Raw genomic sequence first — 15,080 nt, 5'->3', positions numbered from 1 at the left:
CGGCGCCGCCCGCGCCCGCGGAACGGCGCCGGGGCCGCCCCGGCGGAAGCCGCTACAGTACCGTCCCCGCGGTGCCGTCGTCGGTGACCACCGGGCGCCCGGCCGCGGCCCAGGCCGTCATGCCGCCGTCCACGTTGACCACGTCCCGGCCCTGGCCCAGCAGGTACTGGGCCACCCGGGCCGACCGGCCGCCGACCCGGCACATCACGTGCACCCGGGTGTCCCGGGGCAGTTCCTCGATCCGGCCCACCACCTCGGACATGGGGATGTGGGTGGCGCCCTCGGCGTGGCCGGCCGCCCACTCGTCGGGCTCCCGCACGTCCAGCACATAGGCGTCCTGGGGCACGTCGGCGGCGGGCACGGCGGGGATCTGGGCGTCGTACACGGGTTGGCCTTTCCTGAGGGGAGTCGGTGGGGGCTGCGGCGGCGGCCAGGAGCGACCGGGCAGCGCGGTGGGGACCCGGGTCAGTCCCTCGCCGGGTGGAGGAGCTCGCCGAGCCGGGCCTCGCGCTCCGCGACCTGGGCGAGGAGCTGCTCGGCGATCTCGTTGAGCAGCCCGTCCGGGTCCTGGGGGGCGAGCCGCAGCATGGCGCCCATGGCGCTCTGCTCGAGCTCGGAAGAGCGGGCCGCCAGAGCGTCCCTGCGGGCCGCGAGCCACTCCAGCCTGGCGTAGAGGGTCTGTAGCCGGTTCTCGGTGGCCGGTGCCGCGGCGGGTTGTTCCGGGCCCGAGTCCCACTCCTCGGCGAGCTGCCGCAGGGCGGCCTCGTCGCCCCGGGCGTACGCCTCGTTGACCCGGGCGATGAAGGCGCTGCGCCGCCGCTGCTCGCCGTCCTCCTGGGCGAGGTCGGGGTGGGCCCGGCGGGCCAGTTCGCGGTAGAGCCGCTGCGCCTCCCTGCTGGGCCGGACCCGGCTGGACAGGGGGGCGTCGTCGGGCAGCCCGGGGTCCGCCGGGTCCCGGCCGGCCCACGGTCCCCCGCCCGCCCGGCCGAACAGTTCGTCCACGTCCGGCATCGGCTGGACGAAGGCCCGCGCCTGCTGGGCGCGGAGGATGTCCTCCGGGTCCCCGGTTCTCGCCGCGACCGCCTCCGCTATCAGCGCGTCCAGCTCGTCGAGGCGGGCGTACATCGGTCCCAGCCGCTGGTGGTGCAGCCGGGCGAAGTTGTCCACCTCGACCCGGAACGTCTCCACGGCGATCTCGAACTCGATCAGTGCCTGTTCCGCCGTGGACACGGCCTGGCTCAGCCGTTCCTCGTCGTCCCGCGCAGCGCTGTCTGTCCTGGCGTTGTCCTCACCCACCGGGACAGCGTAACGACCCCGCTACCAGGCGCAGGCCGGTCCTTCGTCACACGTCGGTCCGCGCGGCCAGGCGCCCGGCGCGGACAGCGGCCACGAGTTGGGCGTGGTCGGCCTCGGTCTGGTCGGCGTAGGCCACCGCGAACGCGGCCACCGCCTCGTCCAGTTCGCCGTTCTTCCCGCAGTACCCGGCGAGCAGCCGCGGGTCCACGCTGTGCGTGTGTGCCCGGGCCAGCAGCGCCCCGGTGAGCCTGCCGTAGTCGTCCAACTGCCCGGGGGCCAGCGCGGCGGGGTCCACGCTGCCCTTGCGGTTGCGGAACTGCCGCACCTGGTAGTCCCGGCCCTCGATCGAGGTCCAGCCGAGGAGGTGGTCGCTGACCACCTGCATCCGCCGCTGCCCCAGCACCACCCGGCGGCCCTGGTGCCCGGTGTCGGGGACGGGCAGGCCGGCCCTGGCCAGGTGGGGCAGGAGCGCCGAGGGGCGGGCCTCCTTCACCTGGAGGACCAGGGCCTGCCCCCGGTGGTCGGTCAGCAGCACCACGTAGGAGCGGGTGCCCACGCTGCCGGTCCCGACCACCCGGAAGGCCACGTCCTGCACGGTGTACCGGGCCAGCAGGGGCAACCGGTCGGCGGGGAGGGTGTCTAGGTAGGAGGGGAGTGCGCCGGCGACCGCGGCGGCCTCCTTGTCCGGTACCCGGCGCAGTACCGGCGGGGCGTCGGTGAAGCGGAGGCCACCGCCGGGCACCCGCACGGTGCTGCGGGCGGCGAACCTGGCGCTGGTGTTCCGGCGCGCCTTGCCCGCCACCTGTTCGAGGGTGCCCAGCAGGTCCCTGGCGTCGGCGTGCCGGACCAGGTCCTCGTCGGCGATGGCGTTCCACGCGTCGAGGGCGGGCAGCCCGGCGAGCAGCCGCACCGTGTGCCGGTACGCGGCCACGGCGTCGAGCGCGGCGGTCCGGCAGGCGTCGGCGCCGGCCCCTGACTCCCGTCCCGCCAGGACCAGCGAGGTGGCCAGCCGCTTCAGGTCCCACTCCCAGGGGCCGGGGGCCGTCTCGTCGAAGTCGTTGATGTCGATGACCAGCCGACCGGTGGCGTCCCCGTACAGTCCGAAGTTCGCCGCGTGGGCGTCGCCGCACAGGTGCGCCACCACCCCGGTGGTCGGGGTGTGCACCAGGTCGGCGGCCATCAGCCCGGCGCTGCCCCGCAGGAACGCGAACGGGCTTGCGCACATGCGTCCGACCCGGATGGGCACCAGTTCGGGCAACCGGTCCTCGTTCGACCGGATCACCGCCTCGACCGGGGAGATCCGTCCCGGTACGGGCGCGTACCCGGCGTGCTCCGCCCGGGGGACCCGGGACCGCAGGTCCTTGCCCACCCGCCGGGGTGACACCGGGGAGGGCCAGGAGGCGAATCCGGGCACCGCGGGCACCCGCGGGCCACCGCCCGGTTCGGGTTCGCGCGTCCCTGCCCGAGCCGGACGCGGTCCGGTCCTGCCGACCGCCTCCGTCAACTGCGCGCCTCCGCCTTCACCCGGCGCTGGCGCCATCCGCGCGGCGTCCGGCATCACCGCACCCTCCTCCCGCTCGACGGCCGGTCCCCGGCCCGCCGCCTCCGTGTCACCGGCAGTCTCATCCCTGTCTGGCCGCTCGGGGAGCCCCTCTGACAAAACGTTCCTGTAAAGCGGTCACTCCCGTATTGCCTATAGCACTCAGGTCACACTTGGGGGGCATTCTCGCCAATCCGCCGTCTTCACCAGACGTTTCATGTTTCGCTGTGCTTGCGGCGCGCCACCGGTGTCATAGGGGCGATCACCGCACCGTTCCCACCCTCCAGTAGGTACGTGCACCCCCGCTCGCACGTCACACACCACGACGGGAACGCACACCACCGCACTGTCCGCGCCACCCCAGCGACGGAATCCACCAGCGGAGACACACCTGAGATGATCCTGCACACCGGGCCTCTCACCACCGCAGGCGTGGTCGCCTGCCTGCGCCTCGCCATCCTGTCCGTGGACGCGGACGGGTCGATCGTCTACTGGAACCGGGGAGCCGAGGAGCTCTTCGGCCACCGGTGGGACGACGTCTTCGGCCGTCGCGCCCTGGGGTTGCTGCCGACGGTGGAGCAGCAGGTGACCGTGCCCTCCGCACGGCGCCCCACCGGTGGCCCCCCGGAGCCGGCCGGCGGCGGCACCGCACCCCGGCCGCACCTGGACGCCCTGGACCGGCTGCACCAGTCCACCGCCCCGGTGTGGGCCGGGCCCATGGCCGCGATGGACCGCGACGGGCGGGCCAAGGACGTGCTGTGGTGGTCCTACCGGCTGACCGAGTCCCCGGGCCCCGACCTGCTGGTGCTCGCCGCCAACGCCGAGCCGCTGCGGACCACGGGACCCCGGCTGGCGGTGGGCGACCGGCTGCTCGACTACGCCAGCACGGGGCCGTCCCGCGCCGGTGAGCTGCGGCTGACCGTCGGGTTCGCCAAGGTCGCGGACGAGGTGCTCGCCGAGCGGCTGGGCAGCCGGCTGAGCACCACCCTGCCCCGGGCCAACCCGGCCCGGCTGGACCGGATGGCCCGGGAACTGGTGTCCCTCGGCTACCCCGTCCTCACGGTGGACGACGCGGGGCCGTTCGCGGTGCTCCCCCAGGAGGTCTCCGCCGACCACCGCAACAGGCCGAACGGCCGGCGCGGCGCGGACCGGCCGTCCGCGGAGCCCGGCCGGTCCGCGGCGGAGAACGGCGTCACCGGGACCGGGGCAGCGCCGCCGGAGGACCCCCGTGCCCCGGGCCGCCGCCAGGAGGCCCAACGGGAGCGGTCGGCGCTGCTCCAGGCGGACGCGATGGGGTCCCTCGACACCGCGCTTGACCTGGACGCCACCGCCCGGGCGCTGTGCTCCCTGGTGGTGCCGCGGTTCGCCGACCTCGCCGCAGTCGAGGTGGTGGACCAGCTCATCGAACACGCCGAACCACCGCGCGACCAGCGCCCCGACGAGATGGTGGTGCTGCGCCGGCTGGCGGTCGAACACTCCGGGCTGCCGGCCGCCACGACCGAGCTGGCCCCCGAGGGCGAGCTGCTCGACCCGGTGCCCGGCACCCCGTGGGGCCGGTTCGCCGAGCCGATGCTCACCACCGTGGTGACCGCGGCGCTCGCCGAGGAACTGTCCCGGGACCTCGGAGCACCGGACTGCGCGCCCCTGCTGGTCGGGCACTCCCTGCTCAGTGTTCCGCTGCCGGCACGGGGCACCGTGCTCGGCCGGATGCTGCTGCTGCGTGGAGCCGGTCGCCGCCCGTTCGACCACGAGGACCTCACCACCGCCGCCCGACTCGCCACCCAGGGAGCCCTCCGGCTGCACAGCGCCCGGATGCACCTGCTGGAGTCCAAGGCAGCCGCCACCCTGCAACGCAGCATGCTGCCCACCAGCCCGCCCCGGCTGCCCGGGGTGCGGATCGCCCACCACTACCGGCCGGGTGACCGGCAGGCCCAGGTCGGCGGCGACTGGTTCGACGCGGTGCAGCTACCCGGCGGACGGGTGGCCCTGGTCGTCGGGGACGTGATGGGCCACGGCCTGCACTCGGCCGCGGTCATGGGGCAGTTCCGCACCGCCGTGCAGACCATGGCCGCCCTCGACCTGCCGCCGGCGCAGCTCCTGCGGCACCTGGACAACCTGGCCCACAAGCTGGGGCCCGACCACCTGGCCACCTGCATCTACACCATCTACGACCCGGTCAGGCGAACCCTCACCCTGGCCAACGCCGGCCACGTGCCGCCGGTGCTGTCCTCCGCCGACGGCCCCAGCCAGCTCCTCCAGGTGCCGGCCGGCGCACCCATCGGGGTCGGCGGCGTCCCCTTCGAGACCGCGGAGATCCGGGTACCGGACGGGAGCTGGCTGGTGCTGTGCACGGACGGGCTGGTGGAAGTGCGTGACGAGGGTGGAATAGGCGCGGGACTCGCCGCCCTGTGCGAGAACGTCATCGAACCCGACCAGACCCCGGAGGAGGTCTGCGGCACCATCCTGGGGCGGCTGCACAGCGAGGACCGCAGCGACGACGTGGCGCTGCTGGTCGCCAGGTTCGAGGGAATCCCCTCGCAGGACGTCGCCGAGTGGAAGCTGGCCCTCAACCCGACCGAGGTGCGCACGGCGAGGGCACTCACCCGCAAGCAGCTCACCGAATGGGGGCTCGGTGCCCTCGGTGACCTGGCCGAGCTCCTGGTCAGCGAACTGGTCACCAACGCCCTGCGGGCGGCGAGCCGCTCACTTGAGCTACGCCTGATGCGGGTGGGCAAACTGCTGGTCGAGGTCACCGACGACGACCACAACCTGCCGTTGCTGCGCCGTGCCGAAGGGCACGACGAGGCCGGTCGGGGCCTGGCCCTGGTCAGCAACCTGTCCGCCCGGTGGGGGACGAGCAGGCAGGCCGTGGGCAAGGTGGTGTGGTTCGAACTGCCGCTGCCGCACGGAACGGCACAGGACTGACTCCCCGGTCGGGCGCCCCGGGCCGCCCGACCTGGACCGCGCCCCGGGCCCGAGGAACCGGCACGGGCCCGGGAGGACGGCAGGGACACCCGTCACCGAGACCGACCACGGCCTGGACCGGCCGCAGCCGGCGTCACCCCTGCGCGGAGCCCGGGGGTATGGCGCCGCCGAAGTTGATGGACAGTCCGTAGAAGTCCTGTCCCTGGACCACCGGTGCGTTCTGTACCCCTCCGCTGACCGAGTTGCTTATCGACCCGGCACAGCGGGCGCCCTCGGCCGGCGGCTCGAACTCCTCGAGCAGGGCCCGCAACTCCTGGGCGAGCGCCGGGTCCTGACGCAGCACCCTGCGCAGCCGGGACCGCCACTCCGCCTGGATCTCCTCCGTGACCGAGGCGGACTCGGACTCCTGCGCCGCCGTCACCTCGCCCCGAGCCGCCTCCAACTCGGCCGCGAGCTGCTCCGTCTGCCCGTCCCTGTCCCTGCCCAGGAAGGCCGCCACCCGGTCCCTCACGTGGGCCCAGGAGTCCGTGACCATCGACCCGACCAGGGTCGTCGCCCCGGAAACGGCCAGCGCCGCCAACTCCGCCTCCACCGCAGTGCCCCCTCCGTGCGTCTCCTACGACACACCGTAGGAGACGCACGGAGTCGCGGCCACCACCTGTGGACAACCCACTCGTCCGTGCCCGGGAGCGGCTGCCTACCAGGTGGCCTTCCGCGTCGAACGCACCGAGAACACCCGGGCCGCGGGGCCGTCGGGCACGTCAAGGGTGACCGACCCGTCCGCGTGCGCGTGCCACGGGTCGGCGTCGGCGGGGTAGACCACCGAGACCTCCCGGGCATCGAGTCCGTCGAGCCGGACCTGACGGCCCGCGCCGCGGGACCAGACGGCGAGCAGGGCGTCCTCGCCCGGTGCCTGCAGGGCCAGTGCCAGGACGTCGTCGTCCCAGCCTGGCAGGCCGAGCGGCCAGCGGGGGTGGGCCAGGGCGATGCGGGACCGCCACCGCTTGTGCACCTCGACGGCCTGGTGCACCAGGTGGCGCTGGGACGGCCGGAGTTCGGGGAGGAACCCCGACAGGTAGAGCCGGCCCATGATTCCGGACACCATCGCGAAGACGGTCTCCTGGTCGGTCATCGCCGCCGAGGGGTAGGCCCAGTTGCCGCACTGTTCCGGCAGCACGCTGGCGGGCGCCGACACCGCGATCGGTGGGTAGCGCAGGTGGTCCTGCTGGTCACTGGTGGACTGCAGGTGGGTGACGGACAGCAGCGAGTAGTCCATCCGCATGGCGCCGGACGCGCAGTTCTCGACGAGCAGGCCCGGGTGGCGGTGCTGTATGGACCGCAGCCAGCTCCGCAACGCGCGGGTGTGGCCGAGCAGTCCGGCGCCGGCGTGCTCGCCGGTGCCCACGCCGGGGTTGATGTTGTAGTCCAGCTTGAGGAACGAGATGCCGAGGTCGGCGACGAGTCGGTCCACGGTGCGGTCCAGGTGTTCGACCGCCGCGGGGTGCCGCAGGTCCAGGTGGTAGCGGCGGTCCTCCACCACCCGGGTGCCGAACCGGCGGAAGAACGCCTCGTCGGGCAGTTCACCGGCGACGGGCGAGTCGATTCCGACGATCTCCGGTTCCAGCCAGATCCCCGACCTCATGCCGGCGGCGTGGATCGCCCCGAAGACCGAGGACAGCCCGCCGGTGAAGCGGGTGGGCGCCTCCTGCCAGGCGCCGATCGAACTCCACCAGTCCTTGCTGTCGTCGAACCAGCCCGCGTCCACGCAGAAGTACTCGGCCCCGGCCTCGGCAGCCGCGCCGATCAGCGGCAGCAGCTTCTCGGTGCTCGGGTCGGCCATCAGGGTGTTCATGAAGTCGTTGTAGATGACCGGGAGCTGCCCCTGTGGCGGGCGCAGCGTCCTGCGGTAGTCGGTGAGCGCCGCGAGCGCCGCGTCCCGTCCGCCGTCGGCCACCGCGACGCCCACGGGCACCGTGGTGAACGACTGCCCGGGCGCGAGGCGCTGGGCGAACTGGTGCTCGGCGTCGGTGGGCCCCAGCAGGCTCAGGTAGCAGCCGCGCGCGGTCTGGCCCAGCTCCCAGTGCCAGCCCGCGCTGCTCTCCACCTGCCAGGCGAGCCCCGACCGCCCGAAGAGGACGCCTGTCGGCAGGAACTCCCCGGTTGACCAGGAGCCGTGACTGGTCCGGGTGAACCTGCCCCGGCCGTCCTGGCCGTGCAGCGCGAGGTTGAGGTCGGGCAGTGCCTGGCGCAACGGTTGCTCGTGCCAGCGGCCCTCCGCGAGCCACTCGCTCTCGCCCCACAGCAGCCGGAGGTCGGCGGGGTCACCAAGACCCAATGTCAACGTTGTCATCGCGGTCAGCACCACGTCGTGCTCCGACTCGTTGATGACGGTGACCATGGCCCGCAGCCCGCTCGTCCCCGGCGCGATCTCGAACTCCGACGTCACCAGCAAGCCGCTGACCACGTCGAACTGTCGGATGCTCAGGGTTCTCTCGTCCGCGGTGTGATCGCGGTAGCGCAGTCGTTCACCCACCGCGGAACGCACGTAGCCCTGGCTGGTCCGGCCACGCTGTTCCGCCGCGGTGAACACCTCAACCAGCGGCTGCGCGTGGACCATGCCCGGGCCGCCGTTGCCCGCCGACAGGTGGGCGAGCAGCACCGGATGGTCACCGCACAGGAAGGTGGCGCACAGGCTGTCGCTGCCCCACTCAATGGTCAGGTCGGACACCTCAAGGTCCTTTCACGGGGTTCGACCGCCGGTCGTCGGTCGACACGAGAGATCATCGCACCGCGGACGGAGCCCTCCTCGGTGCTGACGACGCCCGGCCCGAAGGTGTCCCCGGCTGGCCGGGCGGGGCGGGCGAGGTCCCTCCCGGGCAGCTCAGTCGGACACCGCGGTCACCTCGGGCTCCGCCGCCGGCGCCCCCGGCTCCCCGGCGGGGCGGCCCACCGCACGGGTGGCCGGTGGGGTGCGTCCGCGAGTCAGGCGTTTGCCCAGGGGTTCGGTCCAGCGTGCGGCGAGCGGGCCGAGGATCACCAGGATCAGCACGTACGCGGTGGCCAGCGGGCCGATGCGGGGCTCGGTGCCCACCGCGAGACCGGCGATGACGATGGAGAACTCGCCCCGGGCCACCAGGGTGCCCCCGGCCCGCCAGCGGCCGGCCGGCTTGATCCCGGCCCGGCGGGCGGCGTACCAGCCGGTGGCGACCTTGGTCAGCGAGGTGACCAGGGCCAGCGCCAGGGCGGGCAGCAGCACCGGTGGGATGTCCGTGGGGTCGGTGGACAGGCCGAAGAAGACGAAGAAGACGGCGGCGAACAGGTCCCGCAGCGGGGTGAGCAGGTTGCTCGCCCCCTCGGCGACCTCACCGGACAGTGCGATCCCGACGAGGAAGGCGCCGACCGCGGCGGACACCTGGAGCTCCTGGGCGACCCCGGCCACCAGGAGGGTGAGGCCGAGGACGACGAGCAGCAGCATCTCCGCGTTGTCCGAGGAGACGGCGCGGCTGATCACCCGGCCGTGGCGCAGGGCCACGTAGAGGACGGCCCCGACGGTGCCGAGGGAGATCAGCAGGGTCAGGCTGCCACCGGCCAGGCTCACCCCGGCCAGCAGGGCGGTGAGGATGGGCAGGTAGACGGCCATCGCCAGGTCCTCGATGACCAGGACGCCCAGGATGACCGGGGTTTCGCGGTTGCCGAGGCGGCCGAGGTCGCCGAGCACCTTGGCGATGACGCCGGAGGAAGAGATCCAGGTGACGCCGGCAAGGGCCACCGCGGCGACCGGCCCCCAGCCGAGGAGCAGCGCGGCCACGGCCCCGGGCACGGCGTTGAGCAGGAAGTCCACGGCGCCGGAGGGGTACTGGGTCTTGAGGTTGGTGACGAGGTCCGACGCGCTGTACTCCAGGCCCAGCAGGAGCAGCAGCAGGATGACGCCGATCTCCGCGCCGGTGGCGACGAACTCCTCGCTGGCCGTCAACGGCAGGATGCCGCCCTGGCCGAAGGCGAGTCCGGCGAGCAGGTACAGGGGTATGGGGGAGAACCCGACACGTCCGGCGAGGCGTCCGAGCAGGCCGAGGGCGAGCAGGATGGCCCCGAGCTCGATGAGCATGGCGGTGGGGTCGTGCATCGGCGTTACCCCCCGGTGATGAGCTCGGCGACGGCGTCCACGCCCTCCCTGGTGCCGACGACGACGAGGGTGTCACCGATGGCGAGGCGGAAGTCGGGGGTGGGTGAGGGAACCGCGGCGGTCCGGCGCAGCACGGCGACGATGGAGGCGCCGGTGCGGGTCCGTGCCTGGGTGGCCCCCAGGGGGCGGCCGGCGTACGGGGAGCGTTTGGTGACCTCGATGTGCTCGGTGACCAGGTCGATCTCCAGGTGCTGGTGCAGGTGGGAGACCGGGTCGGGGGTGAGCAGCTCGGCCAGGGCGGTGGCCTCGGCGGTGGTGAGTGTCGCCGCGTCCTTGCAGTTGTCGTCGTCCTCGGGGTCGTGGAAGGCGAGGATGCGCCGACCGTCCTGGTGGACGACGAGGGACAGGTGCTTGCCCGCCGCGGTGGCGAGGTCGTAGCGGGTGCCGACGCCGGGCAGCGGGGTCCTGCTGGTGTGGGCTGGGTGTTCCATGGTTCTGTGCTCCAGGGGGCGCGGATGGGGACGGGCGGCGACCACGAGCGTGCGCGGGCTGCGGACCCTGCCGGGCGCACGGGGTGGGTCACCGCGGCCCGGCCGGTCCGCGTCGGTCGGGGGCGGTCAGCCGCGGGCTGGGCGCTCGATGGCGCCGGCTGTCGGGGCGGCTTCGGGAACGCTGTCCCGGGCGGCGTTGTGGACGCGCACGGCGCGGGGGGAACGCGAGGCCGGACAGGTGCGGGCACCGTCAACGACGGGTGGGCACGTGACGCGGACGTCCTCGCCCATGACGTGCCCCCTTCGCTGACATCCGGCGCTCGGATCGCCGGTTCGTCCAGTGCCGCACCATTCGAACACTTACCCGGGCGCACTCACAAGTGCGCACTCACCTCAAGGATAAGCAAAAGTCAGGCAAAATCACTGGCCGGTCCTGGGGTCGACCGGGGCCGTCACTCGCCACGACCGAACAGATCCGGACAGGTATCGAACGCTGCTCGCCGGGCAGGGCGGGAGGTCCCCCTGCGGTCCGGCGTTCGGGGGCCCACCGGGACCGAGCACCGACCCTCCCCACCGGACGCGGGACACGGCGTCTGCCTCACACCGCGGCCGACACCGCCGGAACCACCCCTCGTGGTCCGCGAGTTCCTGAGCAGACCCGCCGCCGCCCCGGCAGCACCGGACCTCCGCCCGCGGCCGTCAACGAGCGGACGGCCGCGGGCACTTCCCGTACGACGGGGCAGGACCGCGACACGACAGAGCGGGGCGCGGACACAACAGAGCGGGCCCCGTCGTCGTCACGACGGGGCCCGCTCAGTGTTCTGGGGTGGCACCTTCACAGGTGCTCCCTGGTGCGCGAGGGGGGAGTTGAACCCCCACGCCCTTTCGGGCACTGGAACCTGAATCCAGCGCGTCTGCCTATTCCGCCACCCGCGCATGGGTGTTGTCATGAGATTCTCTCACAGCCTACGACCATGGAACGAATCCATGATCACAATCCCCGGTTCACCGATCACCGACCAGTACCACTGGTTGACCAGGATCACTGGTGACCGAGAACACTGGCCTCTCAGGTCACTGGTGAGCCGAGGTGTCGGGTCTCGCTGGGAGAGCGCCTCGCGACACCACTGACACTAGCACGCGGCGCCGGTGTGAATCATCTCGATAAGGTCCGCCCGGTGCGGGCCCTCGTGGCCGTACCCGTTCCCCCGGGTGCACGGATTCACCAAGGCTTGCGGGACACTGGAGCAGGCCCCCTCTACCATCCCCCTAACGGAGACCCGGGGGAGGCCGGCCGGACACCGGCGACCGGGGCGGCACGCACAGCCAACGGGAGAGCAGCGGCAGGCCGCGGGCGTCGGACACCTGACGGGCGACGGGCACCGGCCCGGACGCTCACGAGACGTGTGAGTGGCGACACTCACCGTGTGGGCGGAAACGGGGAACCACGGGATTTCCCGGAGCGTGGATACGATCAGTAAGCAGTACCAGGTAGGCAGTCCAGGTAGGCAGTACGCGGCACCAGGCAGAGCACATGCGTCGGACGTTGAGGAGGGAGGTGCCAGGTGGGCGTCCTCAAGCGTTTTGAGCAGCGGTTGGAGGGCATCGTCAACGGCACCTTCGCCAAGGTGTTCAAGTCGGAGGTGCAGCCGGTCGAGATCGCGGGTGCGCTCCAACGCGAGTGCGACAACAACGCCACGATCTGGAACCGCGACCGCACCGTCGTGCCCAACGACTTCGTCGTCGAGCTGAGCGCCACCGACTACGAGCGGCTCAGCCCCTACGCGACGCAGCTCGGCGAAGAGCTCTCCGGAATGGTGCGGGACTACGCCGCGCAACAGCGGTACACCTTCATGGGGCCGGTCCGGGTGCACCTGCAACGGGCCGACGACCTCGACACCGGTCTGTACCGGGTGCGCAGCAGGAACCTGGCCTCCAGCGAGTCCCAGCCCCCGCCCGCGACCGGCGGCGGCGCACACGGCGCCCCGGGGACCCACGGGGGTCAGCACGGTGGCTACGGAGGGGCGCAGGGGGGTCCCCCGGCAACGCACGGCGGGCCTGGTCCGCAGCGCGGTGGCTACCCGTCCCCCCCACCGTCACCGCCGCCCATGCCGCCCGGCCCGCCGCGGGGGCAGCCGCCCGGACACGGATCGGTGAGCCGCTTCCCCGGCACCGGAGGTGGCCCGGCCACCATCCGGCGTTGGGTGGAGATCAACGGCGTGCGTCACCAGCTCTCCCGTTCCGTGCTGGTCCTGGGCCGCAGCACGGAGGCGGACGTACGGATCGACGATCCGGGCGTTTCGCGCAAGCACGCGGAGATCCGCGCCGGAACACCGTCGGTCATCCAGGACCTGGGTTCGACCAACGGCATCGTGGTGGACGGACAGCACACTCAGCGCGCTACGCTCCGCGACGGCTCTCGCATCGTCGTGGGCAGTACCACCATCGTGTACCGGCAAGCCGAAGGGTGAAGCGGGGGCAATGTCAGAGCTGACCCTCACGGTCATGCGGTTGGGTTTCCTCGCCGTGCTGTGGTTGTTCGTCATCGTCGCGGTACAAGTCATCCGCAGTGACCTGTTCGGCACGCGGGTGACCCAGCGCAGCACCCGGCGCGCCGCCACCCAGGACCGCCCGCCCGCCCGGCAACCGGCGCAGCAGCCGCCCCGGCAGCAGAACCGCTCCGCTGGCCGCCAGCGCCGGGGTGCCCCCACCAAACTGGTGGTCACCGAGGGTTCGCTGACCGGTACCGTGGTCACGCTCCAGGGCCAAACGATCACTTTGGGCCGGGCCCACGACTCCACCATCGTGCTCGACGACGACTACGCGTCCAGTCGGCATGCCAGGATCTACCCGGACCGTGACGGTCGGTGGATCGTCGAGGACCTAGGCTCCACCAACGGCACCTTCATGGACCGGTCTCGGCTCACCACTCCGACACCGATTCCGCTCGGTGTGCCGATCCGCATTGGCAAGACGGTCATCGAGCTGCGGAAGTAGTCGCACAATGAGCGAACGAGGCGAGCTCAAACACGGAGGGTGGGCACCGTGCGGATGTACCCGGAGCCAACGGGGGAGGTGCGCATGAGCCTGTCTCTGCGTTTCGCCGCCGGTTCTCACAAGGGCATGATCCGGGAGGGCAACGAGGACTCCGGCTACGCCGGCCCGCGGCTGCTCGCGATCGCCGACGGCATGGGCGGCCAGGCCGCCGGCGAGGTGGCGAGTTCCGAGGTGATCTCCACCCTGGTCCAACTCGACGACGACATCCCGGGTTCCGACCTGCTCACCGCGCTCGGCAGCGCGGTGCAACAGGCCAACGACCAACTCCGGCAGATGGTCGAGGACGACCCGCAGTTGGAAGGGATGGGGACCACCCTCACCGCGCTGCTGTGGACCGGCCAGCGGCTGGGGATGGTGCACGTCGGCGACTCCCGGGCCTACCTGCTGCGGGACGGGGTGCTCACCCAGATCACCCAGGACCACACCTGGGTGCAGCGGCTGGTGGACGAGGGCCGGATCACCGAGGAGGAGAAGGAGACCCACCCGCAGCGTTCGCTGCTGATGCGCGCCCTGGACGGACGCGGCCAGGTCGAGCCGGACCTGTCGATCCGCGAGGTGCGGGCGGGCGACCGCTACCTGCTGTGCTCCGACGGCCTGTCCGGGCCGGTGAGCCACCAGACCCTCGAGGAGACCCTCGCCGGCTACCACTCGCCGCACGAGACCGTGCAGGAGCTGATCCAGTTCGCGCTGCGCGGCGGCGGCCCCGACAACATCACCTGCATCGTCGCCGACGTCCTCGACGTGGACGACAGCGACACCCTGGCCGGCCAGCTCAACGACACCCCGGTGGTGGTCGGCGCGGTCGCGGACAGCCCGCCCCCGGCCACCGACCACAAGACGCTGAACACCCCCGCGGGACGGGCCTCGGGCCTCGGACGCCCGGCCCCCCAGGTGTCCCCTGCGCCGGACGGCGCGTTCGGCCCGGCGCAGCCGCTCTCCGGGGACCCGGAGGGGGACTTCGGCCCCTACGGCACGGACAAGCCGAAGCGCCGCCGCAACCCGTGGATCAAGCGCTCGGTCATCATCGTCGCCGCGCTGGCACTGGTCGGCGGCGGGTTGTACGGCGGGTACCGGTGGACCCAGACCCAGTACTACGTGGGCGCGATGGACGGCCACGTCGCGGTCTACCAGGGGATCGACGAGGAACTCGCCGGGGTGAAGATGTCCGATGTCTACCGGGAGCACCCCGACATCGAACTGAAGTACCTACCGGGCTACCAGCGCGAACAGGTGCGGGACCACATCCAGGTCAGCAGCCTCGGCCAGGCCGAGGACCGGATCGGCACGCTGCGCCAGCAGGCCAAGGTCTGCAAGATCGTGGCCGAGGCCGAGGCCAAGGCCGAGCGCGAGGCCGAGGCGAAGAAGCCCGACAAGGACAAGGGCGACACCGGGGAGCAGCGGCCCGGGACGCAGACCCCCGGGGGCGAAACCGGCCTGCCGTCCGGCACCAACCCCGACGGCGCCGACCAGGGTGGCGCGGACACCGGGGGCGTCCAGCGCATCCTCTTCCCCGGGGCCGACCTTTCCGTGGTCACGACCGTGGCCAACCCGAAGGACTCCTCAGCCGAGGACCCCTCCCCCACGAGCTCGTTCTCGCCCGAGGAGCGCAAGCTCGCCCAACAGTGCGGGCAGCGGTGAGGCCGGATCG

Annotated in this window: 11 protein-coding genes and 1 tRNA gene; 4 read left to right on the top strand and 8 right to left on the bottom strand. The window is 72.6% G+C overall.

Translation table 11 applies throughout. The features are described 5' to 3' along the window. Window positions 1–52 precede the first annotated feature (52 nt). The 3 genes from A3IG_RS0114240 to A3IG_RS0114230 all read right to left on the bottom strand — a co-directional run bounded on the left by A3IG_RS0114240 (window position 53) and on the right by A3IG_RS0114230 (window position 2,836). Window positions 53–385: a rhodanese-like domain-containing protein gene (locus A3IG_RS0114240; RefSeq protein WP_018384244.1), complete on the bottom strand. Its 333-nt coding sequence runs from the start codon at window positions 383–385 to the stop codon at window positions 53–55. A gap of 80 nt (window positions 386–465) precedes the next feature. Further along, window positions 466–1,296, bottom strand: coding sequence for a hypothetical protein (locus A3IG_RS0114235; protein WP_018384243.1), 831 nt, complete (start codon window positions 1,294–1,296; stop codon window positions 466–468). 46 nt (window positions 1,297–1,342) lie between these two features. Next, complete coding sequence (locus A3IG_RS0114230) at window positions 1,343–2,836, bottom strand: DUF2252 domain-containing protein (protein ID WP_078500494.1); 1,494 nt, start codon at window positions 2,834–2,836, stop codon at window positions 1,343–1,345. Window positions 2,837–3,232: 396 nt separating this feature from the next. Between A3IG_RS0114230 and A3IG_RS0114225 the strand changes: the two genes are divergently transcribed. Further along, window positions 3,233–5,761: an ATP-binding SpoIIE family protein phosphatase gene (locus tag A3IG_RS0114225; protein ID WP_018384241.1), complete on the top strand. Its 2,529-nt coding sequence runs from the start codon at window positions 3,233–3,235 to the stop codon at window positions 5,759–5,761. A 133-nt stretch (window positions 5,762–5,894) separates the two neighbouring features. On the opposite strand, the gene A3IG_RS0114220 is transcribed toward A3IG_RS0114225, so the two are convergent. From A3IG_RS0114220 to A3IG_RS0114200, 5 genes are all read right to left on the bottom strand, one after another. Then, window positions 5,895–6,353, bottom strand: coding sequence for a hypothetical protein (locus A3IG_RS0114220; RefSeq protein ID WP_018384240.1), 459 nt, complete (start codon window positions 6,351–6,353; stop codon window positions 5,895–5,897). A 105-nt stretch (window positions 6,354–6,458) separates the two neighbouring features. Continuing rightward, window positions 6,459–8,489 carry a glycoside hydrolase family 36 protein gene (locus A3IG_RS0114215; protein WP_018384239.1) on the bottom strand — a complete coding sequence of 677 codons (2,031 nt, stop codon included), beginning with the start codon at window positions 8,487–8,489 and terminating at the stop codon, window positions 6,459–6,461. A gap of 153 nt (window positions 8,490–8,642) precedes the next feature. Continuing rightward, window positions 8,643–9,884, bottom strand: coding sequence for a cation:proton antiporter (locus tag A3IG_RS29745; protein WP_018384238.1), 1,242 nt, complete (start codon window positions 9,882–9,884; stop codon window positions 8,643–8,645). A 5-nt stretch (window positions 9,885–9,889) separates the two neighbouring features. Next, window positions 9,890–10,375: a cation:proton antiporter regulatory subunit gene (locus A3IG_RS0114205; RefSeq protein ID WP_018384237.1), complete on the bottom strand. Its 486-nt coding sequence runs from the start codon at window positions 10,373–10,375 to the stop codon at window positions 9,890–9,892. A gap of 849 nt (window positions 10,376–11,224) precedes the next feature. Beyond that, window positions 11,225–11,311, bottom strand: a tRNA-Leu gene (locus A3IG_RS0114200). Window positions 11,312–11,940: 629 nt separating this feature from the next. On the opposite strand from A3IG_RS0114200, the gene A3IG_RS0114195 reads away from it, so the two are divergent. The 3 genes from A3IG_RS0114195 to A3IG_RS0114185 all read left to right on the top strand — a co-directional run bounded on the left by A3IG_RS0114195 (window position 11,941) and on the right by A3IG_RS0114185 (window position 15,070). Further along, window positions 11,941–12,846, top strand: coding sequence for an FhaA domain-containing protein (locus A3IG_RS0114195; protein ID WP_018384236.1), 906 nt, complete (start codon window positions 11,941–11,943; stop codon window positions 12,844–12,846). Between the two features lie 10 nt (window positions 12,847–12,856). After that, window positions 12,857–13,372, top strand: a complete 516-nt coding sequence (locus tag A3IG_RS0114190) for an FHA domain-containing protein FhaB/FipA (protein ID WP_018384235.1) — start codon at window positions 12,857–12,859, stop codon at window positions 13,370–13,372. Between the two features lie 84 nt (window positions 13,373–13,456). After that, window positions 13,457–15,070 carry a PP2C family protein-serine/threonine phosphatase gene (locus tag A3IG_RS0114185; protein ID WP_236719252.1) on the top strand — a complete coding sequence of 538 codons (1,614 nt, stop codon included), beginning with the start codon at window positions 13,457–13,459 and terminating at the stop codon, window positions 15,068–15,070. The last annotated feature ends 10 nt before the right edge of the window (window positions 15,071–15,080 follow it).

The sequence above is a fragment of the Wenjunlia vitaminophila DSM 41686 genome (assembly GCF_000380165.1).
GTDB lineage: Bacteria > Actinomycetota > Actinomycetes > Streptomycetales > Streptomycetaceae > Wenjunlia > Wenjunlia vitaminophila.
The sequence above is the reverse complement of the archived record's forward strand: the minus strand, read 5'-3'. Positions and strand labels throughout refer to the sequence as shown.

Excerpts from the sequence above, each read along its gene's own strand:
- A3IG_RS29745 (WP_018384238.1), bottom strand. The coding sequence starts at position 9,884 with ATGCACGACCCCACCGCCATGCTCATCGAGCTCGGGGCCATCCTGCTC.
- A3IG_RS0114190 (WP_018384235.1), top strand. The coding sequence starts at position 12,857 with ATGTCAGAGCTGACCCTCACGGTCATGCGGTTGGGTTTCCTCGCCGTG.
- A3IG_RS0114185 (WP_236719252.1), top strand. The coding sequence starts at position 13,457 with ATGAGCCTGTCTCTGCGTTTCGCCGCCGGTTCTCACAAGGGCATGATC.
- A3IG_RS0114205 (WP_018384237.1), bottom strand. The coding sequence starts at position 10,375 with ATGGAACACCCAGCCCACACCAGCAGGACCCCGCTGCCCGGCGTCGGC.
- A3IG_RS0114225 (WP_018384241.1), top strand. The coding sequence starts at position 3,233 with ATGATCCTGCACACCGGGCCTCTCACCACCGCAGGCGTGGTCGCCTGC.
- A3IG_RS0114230 (WP_078500494.1), bottom strand. The coding sequence starts at position 2,836 with ATGGCGCCAGCGCCGGGTGAAGGCGGAGGCGCGCAGTTGACGGAGGCG.